13 protein-coding genes are annotated in these 14,986 nt (G+C 67.7%); 2 read left to right on the top strand and 11 right to left on the bottom strand.

Annotated elements, in window-relative coordinates:
• Nucleotides 1-70: 70 nt before the first annotated feature.
• The 6 genes from DCD74_RS00250 to DCD74_RS00225 all read right to left on the bottom strand — a co-directional run bounded on the left by DCD74_RS00250 (nucleotide 71) and on the right by DCD74_RS00225 (nucleotide 6,138).
• On the bottom strand, nucleotides 71-1,087 hold the full coding sequence (locus DCD74_RS00250; RefSeq protein WP_112927579.1) for an AAA family ATPase: 1,017 nt from the start codon (nucleotides 1,085-1,087) through the stop codon (nucleotides 71-73).
• A 150-nt stretch (nucleotides 1,088-1,237) separates the two neighbouring features.
• Nucleotides 1,238-3,088, bottom strand: coding sequence for a type IV pilus secretin PilQ (locus DCD74_RS00245; protein ID WP_237049620.1), 1,851 nt, complete (start codon nucleotides 3,086-3,088; stop codon nucleotides 1,238-1,240).
• 14 nt (nucleotides 3,089-3,102) lie between these two features.
• Complete coding sequence (locus DCD74_RS00240; protein WP_112925551.1) at nucleotides 3,103-3,639, bottom strand: pilus assembly protein PilP; 537 nt, start codon at nucleotides 3,637-3,639, stop codon at nucleotides 3,103-3,105.
• On the bottom strand, nucleotides 3,636-4,289 hold the full coding sequence (locus tag DCD74_RS00235; protein WP_112925550.1) for a type IV pilus inner membrane component PilO: 654 nt from the start codon (nucleotides 4,287-4,289) through the stop codon (nucleotides 3,636-3,638). The genes DCD74_RS00240 and DCD74_RS00235 overlap by 4 nt, the downstream gene beginning before the upstream one ends.
• The gene (locus tag DCD74_RS00230) at nucleotides 4,289-5,080 is read right to left on the bottom strand and encodes a PilN domain-containing protein (RefSeq protein ID WP_112925549.1); all 792 of its coding nucleotides are present in this window, start codon (nucleotides 5,078-5,080) and stop codon (nucleotides 4,289-4,291) included. Before DCD74_RS00230 ends, DCD74_RS00235 begins: the two co-directional genes overlap by 1 nt.
• A complete protein-coding gene (locus DCD74_RS00225; protein ID WP_162615805.1) occupies nucleotides 5,080-6,138 on the bottom strand; it encodes a pilus assembly protein PilM in 1,059 nt (352 codons plus the stop codon). Before DCD74_RS00225 ends, DCD74_RS00230 begins: the two co-directional genes overlap by 1 nt.
• A gap of 202 nt (nucleotides 6,139-6,340) precedes the next feature.
• Between DCD74_RS00225 and DCD74_RS00220 the strand changes: the two genes are divergently transcribed.
• Both DCD74_RS00220 and DCD74_RS00215 read left to right on the top strand, forming a co-directional pair.
• Nucleotides 6,341-8,839, top strand: coding sequence for a penicillin-binding protein 1A (locus tag DCD74_RS00220; protein WP_112925547.1), 2,499 nt, complete (start codon nucleotides 6,341-6,343; stop codon nucleotides 8,837-8,839).
• A 92-nt stretch (nucleotides 8,840-8,931) separates the two neighbouring features.
• On the top strand, nucleotides 8,932-9,579 hold the full coding sequence (locus DCD74_RS00215; RefSeq protein ID WP_112925546.1) for a hypothetical protein: 648 nt from the start codon (nucleotides 8,932-8,934) through the stop codon (nucleotides 9,577-9,579).
• 77 nt (nucleotides 9,580-9,656) lie between these two features.
• Here the strand turns inward: DCD74_RS00215 and DCD74_RS00210 are convergent, their stop codons facing one another.
• The 5 genes from DCD74_RS00210 to DCD74_RS00190 all read right to left on the bottom strand — a co-directional run bounded on the left by DCD74_RS00210 (nucleotide 9,657) and on the right by DCD74_RS00190 (nucleotide 14,980).
• Nucleotides 9,657-10,946, bottom strand: a complete 1,290-nt coding sequence (locus DCD74_RS00210; RefSeq protein ID WP_112925545.1) for a citrate synthase — start codon at nucleotides 10,944-10,946, stop codon at nucleotides 9,657-9,659.
• A 194-nt stretch (nucleotides 10,947-11,140) separates the two neighbouring features.
• Nucleotides 11,141-11,383, bottom strand: coding sequence for a type B 50S ribosomal protein L31 (locus DCD74_RS00205; protein WP_112925544.1), 243 nt, complete (start codon nucleotides 11,381-11,383; stop codon nucleotides 11,141-11,143).
• 77 nt (nucleotides 11,384-11,460) lie between these two features.
• Nucleotides 11,461-12,393: a nucleoside hydrolase gene (locus DCD74_RS00200; RefSeq protein ID WP_112925543.1), complete on the bottom strand. Its 933-nt coding sequence runs from the start codon at nucleotides 12,391-12,393 to the stop codon at nucleotides 11,461-11,463.
• 78 nt (nucleotides 12,394-12,471) lie between these two features.
• Nucleotides 12,472-14,589 (bottom strand): ATP-dependent DNA helicase RecG, encoded by a 2,118-nt coding sequence (gene recG / locus DCD74_RS00195; RefSeq protein ID WP_112925542.1) that lies wholly within the window; start codon nucleotides 14,587-14,589, stop codon nucleotides 12,472-12,474.
• 7 nt (nucleotides 14,590-14,596) lie between these two features.
• Entirely contained in the window at nucleotides 14,597-14,980 is a 384-nt protein-coding gene (locus DCD74_RS00190) for a RidA family protein (RefSeq protein ID WP_112925541.1), read from the bottom strand.
• Between the last annotated feature and the right edge of the window lie 6 nt (nucleotides 14,981-14,986).

Here is a 14,986-nt window from a genome sequence, read left to right as displayed (position 1 = left end):
GGCGCAGCGCGACCAGCGCCGCGAGCGTCGGTGCGATGGCGTCTTCGGGAGCGGCCTCGCGCACCATGGCTTACGGGTGCGGCACCTTCGCCAGCACGTCCTGCACCAGGCGTTCGCCATCCCAGCCTTCCGCACTGGCCTCGAAACTCGGCAGCACGCGGTGACGCAGCACATCCGGCGCGACCGCACGGATGTCGTCGGGGGTGACGAAATCGCGGCCAGCCAGCCATGCGCGCGCACGGGCGCAACGCTCCAGTGCGATCGACCCGCGCGGGCTCGCGCCCCAGGCGATGCGTCGCGCCAGTTGCGGGTCATAGCGGCTGGCGTCGCGCGTGGCCAGCACGATCTCCACCAGGTAACGCTCCAGCGCTGGCGCCATGTGCAGGTCGAGCACGGCGCGTCGGGCGGCCAGCACATCGGCCTGTGGAATGCGGATGTGCTCGATGGGCGCGCGGTCGGCGTTGCTCGCCAAGGCCTGCTCTCGGTTGAGGCGGAGGATTTCGGTCTCGCTGGCGGCATCGGGATAACCGATGCGCACGTGCATGAGGAAGCGGTCGAGTTGCGCTTCGGGCAGCGGGAAGGTGCCTTCCTGCTCGATCGGGTTCTGCGTCGCCATCACCAGGAACAGGCGCGGCAATGCATAGGTGTGGCGACCGACGGTGACCTGGCGCTCGGCCATCGCCTCCAACAGCGCCGACTGCACCTTGGCCGGTGCACGGTTGATTTCGTCGGCCAGCAGCAGGGAGTGGAAGATCGGACCCGGCTGGAACTCGAAGCGCGACTCCTGCGCCCGCCAGATCTCGGTGCCGGTCAGATCCGCCGGCAGCAGGTCGGGGGTGAACTGGACGCGGGCGAATTCGGCCTCGACCCGGGCGGCCAGCGCGCGGATGGCGGTGGTCTTGGCCAGCCCGGGCGCCCCTTCCACCAGCAGGTGCCCATCGGCCAGCAGCGCGATCAGCAGCCGCTCGATCAGCAGCGCCTGACCGACGATTTCAGTGGAGAGCGCGGCCTGCAGTGCCTTGAACGCCCCGTGCAGCGGGCCGGTGGCAGGCGCGTCAATCCGTTCGGGCAAAGGGGGCGGTGACAGCGGTTCCATGGCATGGCCTTGGTGGGGGAACGGCCATCTGACCACTTTCAGTGCGCGGGGTTCAATCTCGCCGCCGACACCCGTTCAGCGGAATGTCTTCACCCAAATGAAAACGGGACCTTGCGGCCCCGTCTTCGTCACTCTTTTCGATCAGTGCATCCGCTGCTGCACCCGCAGGATGCGCGGCGTCATGAAGATCAGCAATTCGAGCTTTTCCTTGTTGCGGCTCTTGTTGCGGAAGAAGTTGCCGACGATCGGCAGGTCGCCCAGGAACGGCACCTTGCGAACCGCGTCCTGATCCTTGAACTCGTAGACGCCACCGATCACCACGGTCTGTCCGTTGTCGATCAGCGCGGCCGTGTCGATCTGGCGCTTGGCGATGATCGGCACCTGGCCGATCGAGGTGTTGAGCCAGCTGTCGAGTTCGTTCTTGCTGACCTTCATGTTGAGGAACACACGGTCGTCATTGGTGATGGTCGGGGTGACGCGCAGCTCAAGCAGCACGTCCTTGAACGCGACGGTCGGGGTCACCATGCCGTTGGCGGAAGCCGTGACCGTCACATAGCCCACTTCCTTGCCCTGCTGGATCACCGATTCACGCTGGTTGGTGGTCAGGATGCGCGGATTGGACAGCACTTCGCCGCGCTGCTGCTCCTGCATGGCCGACAGTTCCATGTCCAGATTGAAGTTGGCACCGAGCAGCGTATACGCGAGACCTGCGGCGCTGATGCCGGATACCGGGGCCGCCGGCAGATTGAACACGAGGTTGCGAGGGGTACCCGCACCCGTATTGCCGCTCAGGTCACCGCTGACGATGTGGCGACCATTCGTGCGATCGGTCTTGCCACTCACGCCGAAGCGGGCGCCCAGGTCACGTGCGAAGGTCTCGGTGGCGATGACGATGCGCGACTCGATGACCACCTGGTCGACCGGGCGGTCGATTTCGTTGATCAGCTGACGCATCGCCTCGACCTTCTTCGGGATGTCGCTGATCATCAAGGTGTTGGTGCGTTCGTCGGCGACGATGCGGCCGCGCGGCGACAGGAAGCCGTTCTCCGTTGCGCCCTGCTGGTTCTGGCCACCACCCTGGCTGCCGTTCGCGCCACCGATGCCCTTCGCCTCGGTCAGCGCCTTGAAGATCGCTGCAGCGCTGTGATAGTTGATGCGGAAGTACTCGGTTTCCATCTCCTGGCGGTTTTCCAGGGCGATGCGGGCGTCTTCCTTGTCCTGTTCGAACTTGGCGATCTCGGACTGCGGAGCCACCCATATCACGCTGCCGCTGCGGCGCTTGTCCAGGCCCTTCGACTGCAGAATGATGTCGAGCGCCTGATCCCACGGCACGTTGACCAGACGCAGCGTGACGTTGCCGGCCACGGTGTCGGAGGCCACGATGTTGAGGCCCGACTCCTCGGCGATCAGCTGCAGCACGGTGCGCACCGGCACGTCCTGGAAGTTGAAGTTGACCGGACGGCCGCGATACACGCGACGGTCGGCGTTCGTGGCAGCCGCCTGCGCCGAACCGGCGATGGTGGAGGCCAGGCCGCCCTGCGCGACCTGCTTGGCGCGCGGCGTGATTTCGACGATGTACTCGCGACCGCGCTGGTAGGCCATCGATTCGAATGCGCCGTTGGTCGCCAGCGTGATCTGGTTGCCACGCGAGTCGATGTTCTGCACCGGCGTTGCGAAATCGGTGACGTTGAGGCTGCGCGCCAGCGCCGACGGTATGGCCGCGCGACCCAGGTCAACCACGACGTTGCCGCCCTGGTTGCGCAGGTCGGGCGCTGCGCCCTCGCCGCTGAAGGTGACGGTCAACTTGCCACCGCCGCCCTCGCTGCGCTTGAAGTCGATGTTGGTGACGGCCGACGCAGGCTGCGTGGTCGCCACCGGCTGGATGCCTGCCGTGGCCTGCTGGGGCGCGGCGTGCACGTTCACCGCGCACATCCCGAAAATCAGGCCTGCGAGCAGCACCGGGCCCGTGCGGCGGATCGTGGACGACTGCATGCTGATACCCCTCATCATTGATTCTCCAGCGTGATCGTGGCCGGACGTTCCAGCCAGCCACCGGCGCCATCGGGCACCAGCTCGATCAGTTCGATATGGTCTTCGTGGACGGCGACAACGCGGCCGTCGCTCTGCCCGAGGTAAGTGCCGGGTCGCACGCGGTAGGTCACCTTGTCCGGCGCCATCACCAAACCCACCATTCCGCCACCCTTGCCGAGCGTGCCGACCATGTCGAGCGCGTCGAGCGGGAAAGCTTCCAGCGGCTGGCGGCGGCGGTTCGAATCCGGACGCATGCCGCCACTGTTGTTCTCGACCGCCTGCACGTCGAACGGGTCACGGAACCCGCGTCCGTCGAACTGGAAGGACTCGAACGGCTTGAGCACCGGGATCGGGTCGAGCGGCGGGGCCGGGCGGGCGCGAACCTGCGCCACCCATTCCTCGAGGTTCGGCGCGTCGCCGGGCGTGTCGGTGATGGTGCGGGTGCAGGCCACGGCGGACAGCGCCAGCGCGACGGCCAGGCCCACACGGCTGATGACAGGGGACTTGATCACTTCTTCGCCTCCGCCTGCTTGGCCTTCTCATCGGCCGCCACCTTGTCGAGTGCCGCCTTGTCGGCCGGATCGTTCTCGTCGAGGTAGCGGTAGGTCTTGATGGTGCCCTGCATCACCAGGCTGCCGGACTTGTCTTTCGGCGTCAGCTCGATGTTGTGCATGGTCATGATGACGACGCGCGGCAGCGAAGCCACGCCACTCATGAAGGCACCGAACTGGTGGTAGTTGCCGACCATGCGGATCTGGATCGGCTGTTCGGCGTAGAACTCCTGGGTGGTCTCGGGCTGCGGCTGGAACAGTTCGTTGCGGATGCCCGAAGCCAGCGCAGTCTGCGAGATGTCGACGATGAGGTCGGGCATTTCGGTCTTGCTGGGCAGCTGGCGGAGCATCTGCTGCAGCTCCTGCTCCATCTGCGCCAGCTGCTTGCGCAGCGGCTCGAGGTTGGCGGCCTGACCCTGCTTGTCCTCGAAGGTCTGGCGGAGGGTGGCTTCCTGTGCCTCAAGGCCGGTCAGCTCTTCCTTCTTGCCACGGAACATCAGCAGGTAGGCGAGCAGGAGGATGAACACCGCGACCACACCGGCGGCGACCAGCTGCATGTTGCGCGGCCAGCTGCCGATGTTGTTGATGTCAAGTTTCTTGCGGGCGGCCATTACTTGCCCTCCTTCGTTTCAACCGGTGCCTGCTGGGTCTCGGCAGGTTGCGAAGCGGGCGTGGCACCTGCAGCAGACTGCGCGGCCGGGGCCGGCGTCACCGGCGCAATGGCCGGCTGCGCCGCGGGCGCCGGTGCCTGCACCGGGATCGGGTCCGGCGTCGGCGGCGCGTTGGGGTCACGCGGTTCGTTGGGGTTGGCCAGGGTCACCGTCATCGTGAACATGTAGGGCAGCAGCGATGCGGCACTGCCGGCCGGCAACGCGCCCGCACCCGCCGGTGCCGGCGAAGCCGCGGCACCCTGCGGCTGGGTCGCTTCGATGACCGTGACCTGCGGGCTCTTCATCCAGCCGGCGCTCTCGAGGTTGCGCATGTAGCTGGCAACGCGGGCGTTGGACTGCGCCCGGCCCATCAGGGTCATCTGCTCACCGTCCTGCTTGAGGCCGGTCAGCACCAGGCCATCCGGCACGGTGCGCATCAGCGAGTCGAACAGGTGGACCATCTTGTAGCGGTCACCCTGCAGCTTCTCGATGACTTCCTTGCGCGCGAGCAGCGCCTGGTGCTTGTCCTTGAGCTGCTTGATGTCGGAGATCTGCGCCTCGACCTTCTTGATCTCGCCTTCCAGGTACGCATTGCGATCCTGCTGGCCGGAGATCTGGCCGTTGAGGTAGCTCCAGATGAGCAGCGAGACCAGCAGGCCAGCGCCCACCGCCGCGCCCATCATCAGGTAGAACTCCTGCTGGCGCTGCTTGCGGCGCGCCTCGCGCCACGGGAGTAGGTTGATCCGGACCATCAGTCGAAGCTCCTCAGTGCCAGGCCGCACGCGATCATCAGGGCCGGGGCGTCCTGCGCCAGCGCCTGCGCCTGCACGCGCGGGCCGAGCGTCATCTGCGAAAGCGGGTTGGCGACGACGGTGGAGACGCCGAGCTGCTCCTCGACCTGCTGGGCGATGCCCGGGATCGACGCGCAGCCACCCGACAACACGATCTGGTCGACGCGGTTGTATTCGCTGCTGGCGTAGTAGAACTGCAGCAGGCGGCTGACCTGCTGGGCCAGCGTTTCGCGGAACGGCTCGAGGACTTCGTTCTCGTAGCTCTCCGGCAGGCCGCCCAGACGCTTGGCGCGACCGGCTTCCTCCCAGGTCAGGCCGTAGCGGCGCATGATTTCCTCGGTCAGCTGGCGACCACCGAAGACCTGCTCGCGGGCGTACAGGCTGCGGCCGTCGCGGAGGATGTTGAGCGTCGTCATCGACGCACCGACATCCACCAAGGCCACCAGGCCACCCGGCGCGATGTTGAGCGAAGGCCGCATCAGCGCGAAGGCGTTTTCGATGGCGAAGGCTTCGACATCCATCACCTGCGCCTTCAGGCCGGCGATCTCGAGCGCGGACTGGCGCGCGCCTACGTCTTCCGAACGCGCGGCGACCAGCAGGATCTGCTGCATCTCCGGCGCGCCGGGCATCGGGCCGACCGAGTTGAAGTCGATGTTCACTTCGTCGATCGGGTACGGGATGTAGTTGGCGGCTTCCAGCTCGACCTGCGCTTCCAGTTCGTCCTCGCTGAGGTCGGACGGCATCGGGATGAGCTTGGTGATGACCGAGGAACCGGCCACCGCGGCGGCGGCGGTCCGGGTCTTGGCGCCCGAACGATCCACGGCGCGGCGGATGGCGTCGGCGACCTGGTCGATCTCGACCACGTTCTTCTCGACCACCGCATTGGGCGGGAGCGGTTCGACCGCATAGTGCTCGACGCGGTACCGGTCACCGGTCCGCGACAGCTGCAGCAGCTTGACCGCAGTCGAACTGATGTCGACGCCGATCAGCGCCGTCGGGCTATTCCTGACGAATCTCACACTTCCTCCCCATTGGACCCGCGCGGCGGGTCCGAATTCCCGCGCCATTCATAACGGAGTTTTCACGGGCACACAATACCCCAAGCCAAATCAATTGGTTCCACGGCATTCTTACCAAGTATCGAAAGTGTGTACGGCAGCGGATTTCCGGACACCGCCCCTATACTGGCCGACTGTCATCTGGTTGGGTGGAACCGTTTCCATGTCCCGATTCCGTCGCGTGCTCCGCTGGGGCGCCCTTGCCATCCTCGCCATCGGCCTGCTGGGCGCCATCGCGGGCGGCATCCTGTATGCCTCGATCGCGGCCAAGCTGCCGGATACGCAGACGCTGCGGGACACTGCGTTGCAGGAACCGCTCTACGTCTATGCGAAGGACGGCAAGTTGATGGCGATGTTCGGCGAGGGCCGGCGCTACCCCATCGACATCAAGGACGTGCCGAAGCAGGTCAAGGACGCGTTCGTCGCGGCCGAGGACGCCGACTTCTACAACCACGGCGGCGTGGACGTTAAAGGCATCGCGCGCGCGGTCTGGCTGACCCTGACCACCGACGGGCGCCGGGTGCCGGGCGGCTCCACCATCAGCATGCAGGTGGCCAAGCTGTTCTACCAGGAAGGCCAGAAGCGCGATTACAGCGCCAAGATCGCCCAGATCATGCTGGCCCGGAAGATCGAGAAGGAGATGTCGAAGGACGAGATCCTCGAGCTCTACCTCAACAAGAGTTTCTTCGGGCACCGCGCGTACGGTATCGCCGCGGCGGCCGAGTTCTATTACGGCAAGAAGCTGGGCCAGCTGACCCTGGGCGAGTTGACCACGCTGGTCGGCACGCCGAAGTTCCCGTCCAGCGCCAACCCGATCAGCAACCCCGAACGCAACCTGGAACGCCGCAACGACTACATCCTGCCGCGCATGGTTGAGCTGGGGATGATCAGCCCGGCGCAGGCCGCCGAGGCCAAGGCCGAGCCGATGCACGCCGCGCCGCACGAGCGCGCGGTCGAGGTCTACGCGCCCTACGTGGCCGAGATGGTCCGCCAGGAAATGGTCACCCGCTACGGCGACAAGGCGCTGACCAGCGGCTTCCACGTCACCACCACCATCGATCCCGCGCTGCAGGCCGCCGCCGATTCGGCCGTGCGCAGCGGGCTGAGGGTGTATGACCACCGCCATGGCTGGAACAAGGTCGAGAAGCACTTCGACCTCGCCGGCGGCGAAACCGACGCCCAGGCCGCGGCGCGTCTTTCCGACATGCCCACGCAGGCCGGCCTGATGCCGGTGGTGGTGCTGGAGACCGGCAAGGACGGCAGCGCCACGGTGGTGAAGGGGGATGGCCAGCGACTGACCCTGCCCGCCTCCGCCGGCCAGCCCTGGCCCGGCCGCAGCCCGGCCAGTCTGTTCAAGCGCGGCGACGTGGCGCGCATCCGCGCCGGCGACAAGGCCGGCGAATGGAAGCTGGACCAGATTCCGCGCGCGCAGGCGACGCTGGTGTCGGTCTCGCCGGACACCGGCGCGCTGGTCGCGCTGATCGGCGGCTACAGCTTTGCCGGCAACAAGTTCAACCGCGCCACCCAGGCGCGCCGCCAGCCGGGTTCCAGCTTCAAGCCCTTCGTCTATGCGGCGGCGATGGAGCGCGGCTTCAACCCGGCGTCGATCGTGCTGGATGCGCCGGTGGTGTTCCGCCAGGGCAACGGCAAGGTCTGGCGCCCGCAGAACGACGGCGGCCGTTTTGCCGGCCCGATCCGCCTGCGCGAGGCGCTGGTGCAGTCGCGCAACCTGGTCTCGGTGCGCCTGCTCGATGCCATCGGCGTCGACTACGCCCGCCGCTACATCAGCCATTTCGGCTTCGACGAGAAGGAGATGCCGCCGAACCTGTCGATGTCGCTCGGTACCGCCTCGCTGACCCCGCTCTCGGTGGCGCGCGGCTATTCGGTGTTCGCCAATGGCGGCTCGCGGGTCAACGTATGGTTCATCGATGAAGTGCGCGACGCCGGCGGCAACGTCATCTTCAAGGAAAACCCGCCGACCGCCTGCCGGGGCTGCGGCGGCATGACGCCGGGCGCGACGCCGGCCAATGCCGCGTCGGCCAAGCCGGAGATCGTCGACGGCTTCAACCTGGGCGGCGCCCAGGCCGCGAAGCCCAAGCCCGCCAAGCCGCTGGCCACCGAAACCAGCAAGACCCAGACCGCCAAGGCACCCCGCGAAGGCGCGTCTGTCGCCCCACGCGCGATCGATGAACGCGTCGCCTACCAGGTCATGTCGATGATGGCCGACGTGGTGAAGCGCGGCACCGCCACCGACGCCAAGGCGCTCGGCCGCGAGGACATCGGCGGCAAGACCGGTTCCACCAACGACCACCGCGATGCATGGTTCGCCGGCTACGGCGGCCCCTACGTCACCGTGGTCTGGGTCGGCCGCGACGACTTCAAGTCGCTCGGCTACCGCGAATACGGCGGCAAGGCCGCGCTGCCGATCTGGATCAGCTACATGCGCGCCGCGCTCAAGGACCAGCCGCAGGTCGCGCTGGAACCGCCGCAGGGCATGGTCAAGGTCGGCGTCAGCGCCGGCGGCCAGCTGATCCCGGGCGGCGGCGGCATCACCGAATGGGTGAAGGCCGAAGACCTGGACAAGATGGAGACCTACATCGACTACGGCCCGCAGGAGCATCAGGAAGCCGCGCCGGCCGAAGAGTCCTACGACATCTTCTGACCCCTGTGCCGGGGCACGGCCTGACCCGCGTCCCGACACATTCCTCACATCGCGATGCGATAGAGTCCACCGGACTCAGGGGGACGATTGCCATGCACCGCGCCCACCAGCATGCCGAGACGCGCCTGCGCGAACGACGCCACCGCCTCGCCCACGAGGCCGCCCGGCTGATGGCCGAAAGCGGCATCCGCGACTTCCACCAGGCCAAGCTCAAGGCCGCCGAACGGCTCGGCATCCTCGAAGACGCCTCGCTGCCGCGCAACCGCGAGATCGAGGAGGCCCTGCGCGAATACCGGCGCCTGTTCGGTGACGGCGCCGCGCAGGCCGACCGCCTCCACCACCAGCGCCAGGCCGCGCTGCACGCGCTCGATTTCTTCGCGCCCTTCCAGCCCCGGCTGGTCGGTGCGGTGCTCGACGGCCTAGCCGACGAACACACGCCGGTGTCCCTGCACCTGCATCACGACGATCCGCACCAGGTCGCCGCCTTCCTGCTCGAACAGGGCATTCCGGCGGAATCGCGGATGCGCCGGCTGCGGCTGGACCGCGACCGCGTGGCCGATGTCGATGTCTGGCTGTTCTCGGCGGAAGGCCACACCTTCGACCTCGCCGTGCTGCCCGCCTCCGCGTTGCGCCAGGCGCCGCTGTCGACCGTCACCGAGAAGCCGATGGCCCGTGCCTCCGCCAGCCAGTTGCGGATGCTGCTGGCCGAAAACGAGATGCGCGCCTACGAAGGCGGCTGAACTGGCATCCGGCATCGCCCAACGAAAAAGCCCCGCATCCGCGGGGCTTTTCCTTGCACGTGTCGATGCCGCTTCGGTCAGCGCTTGCCGATCTCGACGTAATCGCGGCCGGCATTGCCGGTATAGACCTGGCGCGGGCGGCCGATCTTGTTTTCCGGGTCGTTCTGCTGCTCCAGCCAGTGGCTGATCCAGCCGGCGGTACGTGCGATGGCGAACATCACCGTGAACATCTCGGTCGGAATCTTCAGAGCCTTGTAGATGATGCCGCTGTAGAAATCGACGTTCGGGTAGAGCTTGCGCTGCACGAAGTAGTCGTCCTTCAACGCGGCCTCTTCCAGTTTCATCGCCACGTCCAGCAGCGGATCGTTGATGCCGAGGTCGTTCAGCACCTTGTAGGTCATCTCGCGGATGATCTTGGCGCGCGGGTCGAAGTTCTTGTACACGCGGTGACCGAAGCCCATCAGGCGGAAGCCGGATTCCTTGTCCTTGGCCTTGTCCACCGCGCTCTGCACGTTGGACGCGCTGCCGATCTCCTCCAGCATCTTCAGCACGGCTTCGTTGGCACCACCATGCGCCGGACCCCACAGCGCCGCCACGCCGGACGCCACGCAGGCATACGGGTTGGCGCCGGTGGAACCGACCAGGCGCACCGTCGAGGTCGAGGCGTTCTGCTCGTGGTCGGCGTGCAGGATGAACAGCAGGTCCAGCGCCTTGGCCGCGACCGGGTTGAGTTCCAGCGGCTCGCTCGGCACTTCGTACATGTTGTGCAGGAAGCGGGTGACGTATTCCAGCTTGTTCTGCGGGTAGGCCGTGGGCCAGCCGATGCGGTGGCGATAGCAGGCGGCGGCGACCGTCGGGACCTTGGCGATCAGGCGGACGGCGGCCAGGCGGCGCTGTTCCGGATCTTCGTAGTCAAGGTTGTTGTGATAGAAGCTCGCCATCGAGCCGAGCATGCCCATGAGCATCGCCATCGGGTGGGCATCGTGGTGGAAGCCCTCGACGAACTGGCTGAAGCGCTCGTTGAGCATCGAGTGGTGGGTGACTTCGTCCTCGAACTGGGAGAACGCGGTCTTCGACGGCAGCTCGCCGTTCATCAGCAGGTAGGCCACTTCGAGGAAGCTCGACTGGTTGGCCAGCTGCTCGATCGGGTAGCCGCGGTACATCAGCACGCCGGCATCGCCATCGATATAGGTGATGGCCGACTTGCAGGACGCGGTGGCGGTGAAGCCGTTGTCGTAGGTGAAGCAGCCGGTTTCCTTCGGCAGCCTGGCGATGTCGATGCACGGCTGGCCCAGCGTGGGCTGCAGCACCGGCATGGCAACGGTCTTGTCGCCTGCGCTCAGGCTGACTTCGTTGAGGTCGGACATGTGAACTCTCCTCGATGGACGGCCATCGCGCCCGTGCGCGCTGGCATTCGGTTGACGCAACGCAGCATTATCGCATACCCATCCGGACGGTCGACAGCCGACCAAAGTCCGATGGCGCGGCGCCGGAAACGAAAACGGCCGCCCGCAGGCAGCCGTGATCGTGGAACCGGAAGCCCATCAGGGCCGCCGCGCGCTTACTTGGCGTAGCGCTTCTTGAACTTGTCGATGCGACCGGCGGTGTCGACGACGCGATTCTGGCCGGTGTAGAACGGGTGCGAGGCGGAAGAGATTTCCACCTTCACCAGCGGGTATTCATTGCCGTCTTCCCACTTCACGGTGTCCTTGCTGGCAAGGGTCGAGCGGGTGAGGAACTTGAAGTCCGAGGTGACGTCGTGGAACACGACTTCGCGGTACTGGGGATGGATGTCGGCCTTCATGGCGGCACCGAAGAAAGGATTGAGCCGGCCATTCTAGCGGGACTGCCTGGCCGAACGCAAGCCCTGTCTGCAACGCCTCAGCCGGCGGCCAGCGCGCGCGCCACCCGGGCCTCGAAAGCGGCCTGATCGTAGCGGATCAGGATGCGGGCGTTGGCGGGGCCCGGGCGGTGGTCCTGCCAGTCGACCAGGGTCATGCCGCGGCCCGGGCCATCGAGCGCGACGCGCAGGGCGTGGCGGGCCGTTTCGGCGGCTTCGGGGGCTAACGCGAAGGCCATCGCCAGCGAATCGGCGCTGTGCCAGCGGTCGCCGCGACGTTCGCCGGACCAGGCGCGGGTCTTCTTCGAAATGCCGTCGTAGAAGCGCGCACGCGGCGAATCCACGCCACACCACACATCGACATCCGCATGCAGAAAGCCGTGCGCCACGGTCGCTTCCCAGTCGGCCAGGTCGAACGCGGGGAACGCCTCGAACACGATGTGCGCGGCCTCCGGGTCGAAATGGGTGTTGAATTCGGCGAACGGGGTGATGTTGCCTCGGCCGTTGACCGCGCCGCCCATCACCACCAGCCGGGCCACGCGCGCGGTCAGCGACGGGTCCAGCTTGAGCGCCAGCGCCAGGTTGGTCAGCGGGCCGAGCGCGACCAGCAGCAGCCGGCCGGCGTGTTCGTGCGAGAGCCGCAGGATCGCCTGCGCGGCATGTTCGGACAGCGCGGCGTGGGCGGCGGGTGCGTAGCCGGTGTCGCCGAAGCCGTCGGCGCCGTGGACGTCGGCGGCGTCGGGCGCGGGATGCAGCATCGGTTCCGCGCAGCCGGCGAATACGGGGATGTCGCTTCGTCCCGCCACTTCGCACAGCTTGAGCGCGTTGGCGACGGTGTGCTTCAGGCCGACGTTGCCGGCGGCGATGGTCAGGCCGACGATGTCGTGACCCGGATCGTCGAGCGCCATCAGGATGGCGAGGGCGTCATCGACGCCCGGGTCGGTGTCGATCAGCAGCGGGATGCGGTCAGTCATGCGGGATCGGTGTCCTTCCGGCGGGTGCGCGCGGCGTGGCGCGGGCGGTGGAATGACAGCCGATGATAGCGGCGGCGCTCAGGCCGAGGCGTAACGCGCCGCCGTGCCGACCCAGCGCTCGATGATGCGGTCGGCCAGCGCCGGGGAGTCGGCCAGCAGCGCATCGGCCATCTGCTGCACGCGCGGCAGCAGGTCGGCATCGCGGGCGAGATCGGCGATGCGGAATTCGGCCAGCCCGGTCTGGCGGGTGCCGAGCAGTTCGCCCGGGCCGCGCAGGGCCAGGTCTTTTTCCGCGATGACGAAGCCGTCGTTGGTCTGCCGCAGCGTGTCCAGCCGCTCGCGCGCGATGTTGCCGAGCGGCCCCTGGTAGAGCAGCACGCAGCTGGATTCCGCGCTGCCGCGCCCCACCCGCCCGCGCAGCTGGTGCAGCTGGGCCAGGCCGAGGCGCTCGGCGTTCTCGATGATCATCAGCGAGGCGTTCGGCACGTCCACGCCGACTTCGATCACCGTGGTCGCCACCAGCAGGTCGATGTCGCCGGCCTTGAACGCGGCCATCGCCGCCTGCTTTTCCTTCGGCTTCATCCGCCCGTGGACCAGGCCGATGCGCAGGCCCGGCAGCGCGGCGACCAGCGATTCGAAGGTGGTCTGCGCGGCCTGCGCCTCGATCCGCTGGGCGCCGTCTTCCTGCTCCTCGATCAGCGTGCAGACCCAGTACGCCTGCCGGCCTTCGGCGATGGCGGCGCGGATGCGTTCGATCAGCTCCGGGCGGCGCTCCGCCGACAACGCGACGGTGCGCACCGGCGTGCGCCCGGGCGGGAGTTCGTCGATGACGGAAACATCCAGGTCCGCGTAGGCGGCCATCGCCAGCGTGCGCGGGATCGGCGTCGCGGTCATCACCAGCTGGTGCGGCACCCGGCCACGACCGGCGCCCTTCTCCTTCAGGGCGAGGCGCTGCTGCACGCCGAAGCGGTGCTGCTCGTCGATGATCGCCAACGCGAGATCGTGGAAGGCGACGCCTTCCTGCATCAAGGCATGGGTGCCGACGACGAGCTGGGCACGGCCATCGGCGACCTCCGCCAGCACCGCGTCACGGGCCTTGCCGGTGACCTTGCCGGCCAGCCAGGCGATGCGGACGCCGAGCGGTTCCAGCCATGCGCGCAGGGTGTTGGCGTGCTGCTCGGCGAGCAGTTCGGTGGGCGCCATCAACGCCGCCTGGTGGCCGGCATCGATGGCGCGGAGCGCGGCGAGCGCGGCGACCACGGTCTTGCCGGCACCGACATCGCCCTGCACCAGCCGCAGCATCGGCACGTCGCGGGCGAGGTCGCGCTGGACTTCGTCGAACACCTTGGCCTGCGCCCCGGTGAGCTTGAACGGCAGGCCGGCCAGCAGCTTGGCGACCTGGCCGCCGCGTGCCTTCAGCGGCGTGGCCGGCAGCGACTGCAGGCTGATGCGCTGGCGGCGCAGCGACAGGTGGTGGGCCAGCATCTCCTCCAGCGCCAGCCGCCGTTGCGCGGGGTGGCGACCAGCCTGCAGCAGCGCCAGATCCACGTCGACCGGCGGCCGGTGCAGGGTCAGCACCGCCTCGCGCAGGCCGGGCAATTGCAGTTCCTTCAACCAGTCCTGCGGCAGCAGTTCCAGCGCGGCTTCGTCCGGCAACGCGGCCAGCGCGCGTTCCACCAGTTTGCGCAGGGTCTGCGGACCGATGCCTTCGACCGCCGGATAGACTGGCGCCAACGCATCGTCCAGCGCGTCATCGGCCTCGCCCAGCACGCGGTAACTGGGATGCACCATCTCCAGCCCGACCTGCCCCGGACGCGGCGTGCCGTAGGCGCGGATACGCGCGTCGCGGCGGAAGGCGTTGGCCTGCTGGCCGCGGAAGTGGAAGAAACGCAGCACCAGCGTGCCGCGCGAATCGTCGGCGATGGCCACCTTCAGCATCGGCCGGAAGCGGAAGGCGGTTTCGGTGGCGAGGATGCGGCCCTCCACCTGCGCGGCGACGCCCGGTTGCAACGCGCCGATCGGCGTCAGCCGGGTGCGGTCCTCGTAGTCGCGCGGCAGCCAGAGCCAGAGGTCGCGCAGCCGTTCCAGCCCGCGCGCGGCCAGCTTGGCGGCGCCCTGCGGGCCGATGCCGGGCAGCGCGGACAGCGGCGTGTCGCCGCCCTCGATCGCGGGTGCGGGCTTGGCCTTGCGCGCCACTCCGGGCTTACGGCAGGACCAGGATGGCGTCGACTTCGAACATCACGCCCTTCGGCAGGCCGGACACTTCGATGGTCGAGCGCGCCGGATAGGGCGCATCGAAATATTCACCCATCACCGCGTTGACCGCGCCGAACTGCGACAGGTCTGTGAGGTACAGGCCGAGGCGCTGGATGTCACCGAGGTCACCACCCGCAGCGGCGCACACCGCCTTGAGGTTGTCGAAGGCGCGGCGCGCCTGGGCTTCGATGTCACCGGCCACCACTTCGCCGGTCGCCGGGTCCAGCGGGATCTGGCCGGACAGGAAGACCGTCTGGCCGGACTTCACCGCCTGCGAATACGGGCCGATGGCGGCGGGGGCGTGGTCGGTGTGGATGGGCTGGCGCGGCATCGGGGC

Source organism: Lysobacter oculi (genome assembly GCF_003293695.1).
Lineage (GTDB): Bacteria > Pseudomonadota > Gammaproteobacteria > Xanthomonadales > Xanthomonadaceae > Solilutibacter > Solilutibacter oculi.
The sequence above is the reverse complement of the archived record's forward strand: the minus strand, read 5'-3'. Positions and strand labels throughout refer to the sequence as shown.

Excerpts from the sequence above, each read along its gene's own strand:
- DCD74_RS00245 (WP_237049620.1), bottom strand. The coding sequence starts at position 3,088 with ATGCAGTCGTCCACGATCCGCCGCACGGGCCCGGTGCTGCTCGCAGGC.
- DCD74_RS00235 (WP_112925550.1), bottom strand. The coding sequence starts at position 4,289 with ATGGCCGCCCGCAAGAAACTTGACATCAACAACATCGGCAGCTGGCCG.
- DCD74_RS00230 (WP_112925549.1), bottom strand. The coding sequence starts at position 5,080 with ATGGTCCGGATCAACCTACTCCCGTGGCGCGAGGCGCGCCGCAAGCAG.
- DCD74_RS00220 (WP_112925547.1), top strand. The coding sequence starts at position 6,341 with ATGTCCCGATTCCGTCGCGTGCTCCGCTGGGGCGCCCTTGCCATCCTC.
- DCD74_RS00215 (WP_112925546.1), top strand. The coding sequence starts at position 8,932 with ATGCACCGCGCCCACCAGCATGCCGAGACGCGCCTGCGCGAACGACGC.
- DCD74_RS00210 (WP_112925545.1), bottom strand. The coding sequence starts at position 10,946 with ATGTCCGACCTCAACGAAGTCAGCCTGAGCGCAGGCGACAAGACCGTT.
- DCD74_RS00205 (WP_112925544.1), bottom strand. The coding sequence starts at position 11,383 with ATGAAGGCCGACATCCATCCCCAGTACCGCGAAGTCGTGTTCCACGAC.
- DCD74_RS00200 (WP_112925543.1), bottom strand. The coding sequence starts at position 12,393 with ATGACTGACCGCATCCCGCTGCTGATCGACACCGACCCGGGCGTCGAT.
- DCD74_RS00190 (WP_112925541.1), bottom strand. The coding sequence starts at position 14,980 with ATGCCGCGCCAGCCCATCCACACCGACCACGCCCCCGCCGCCATCGGC.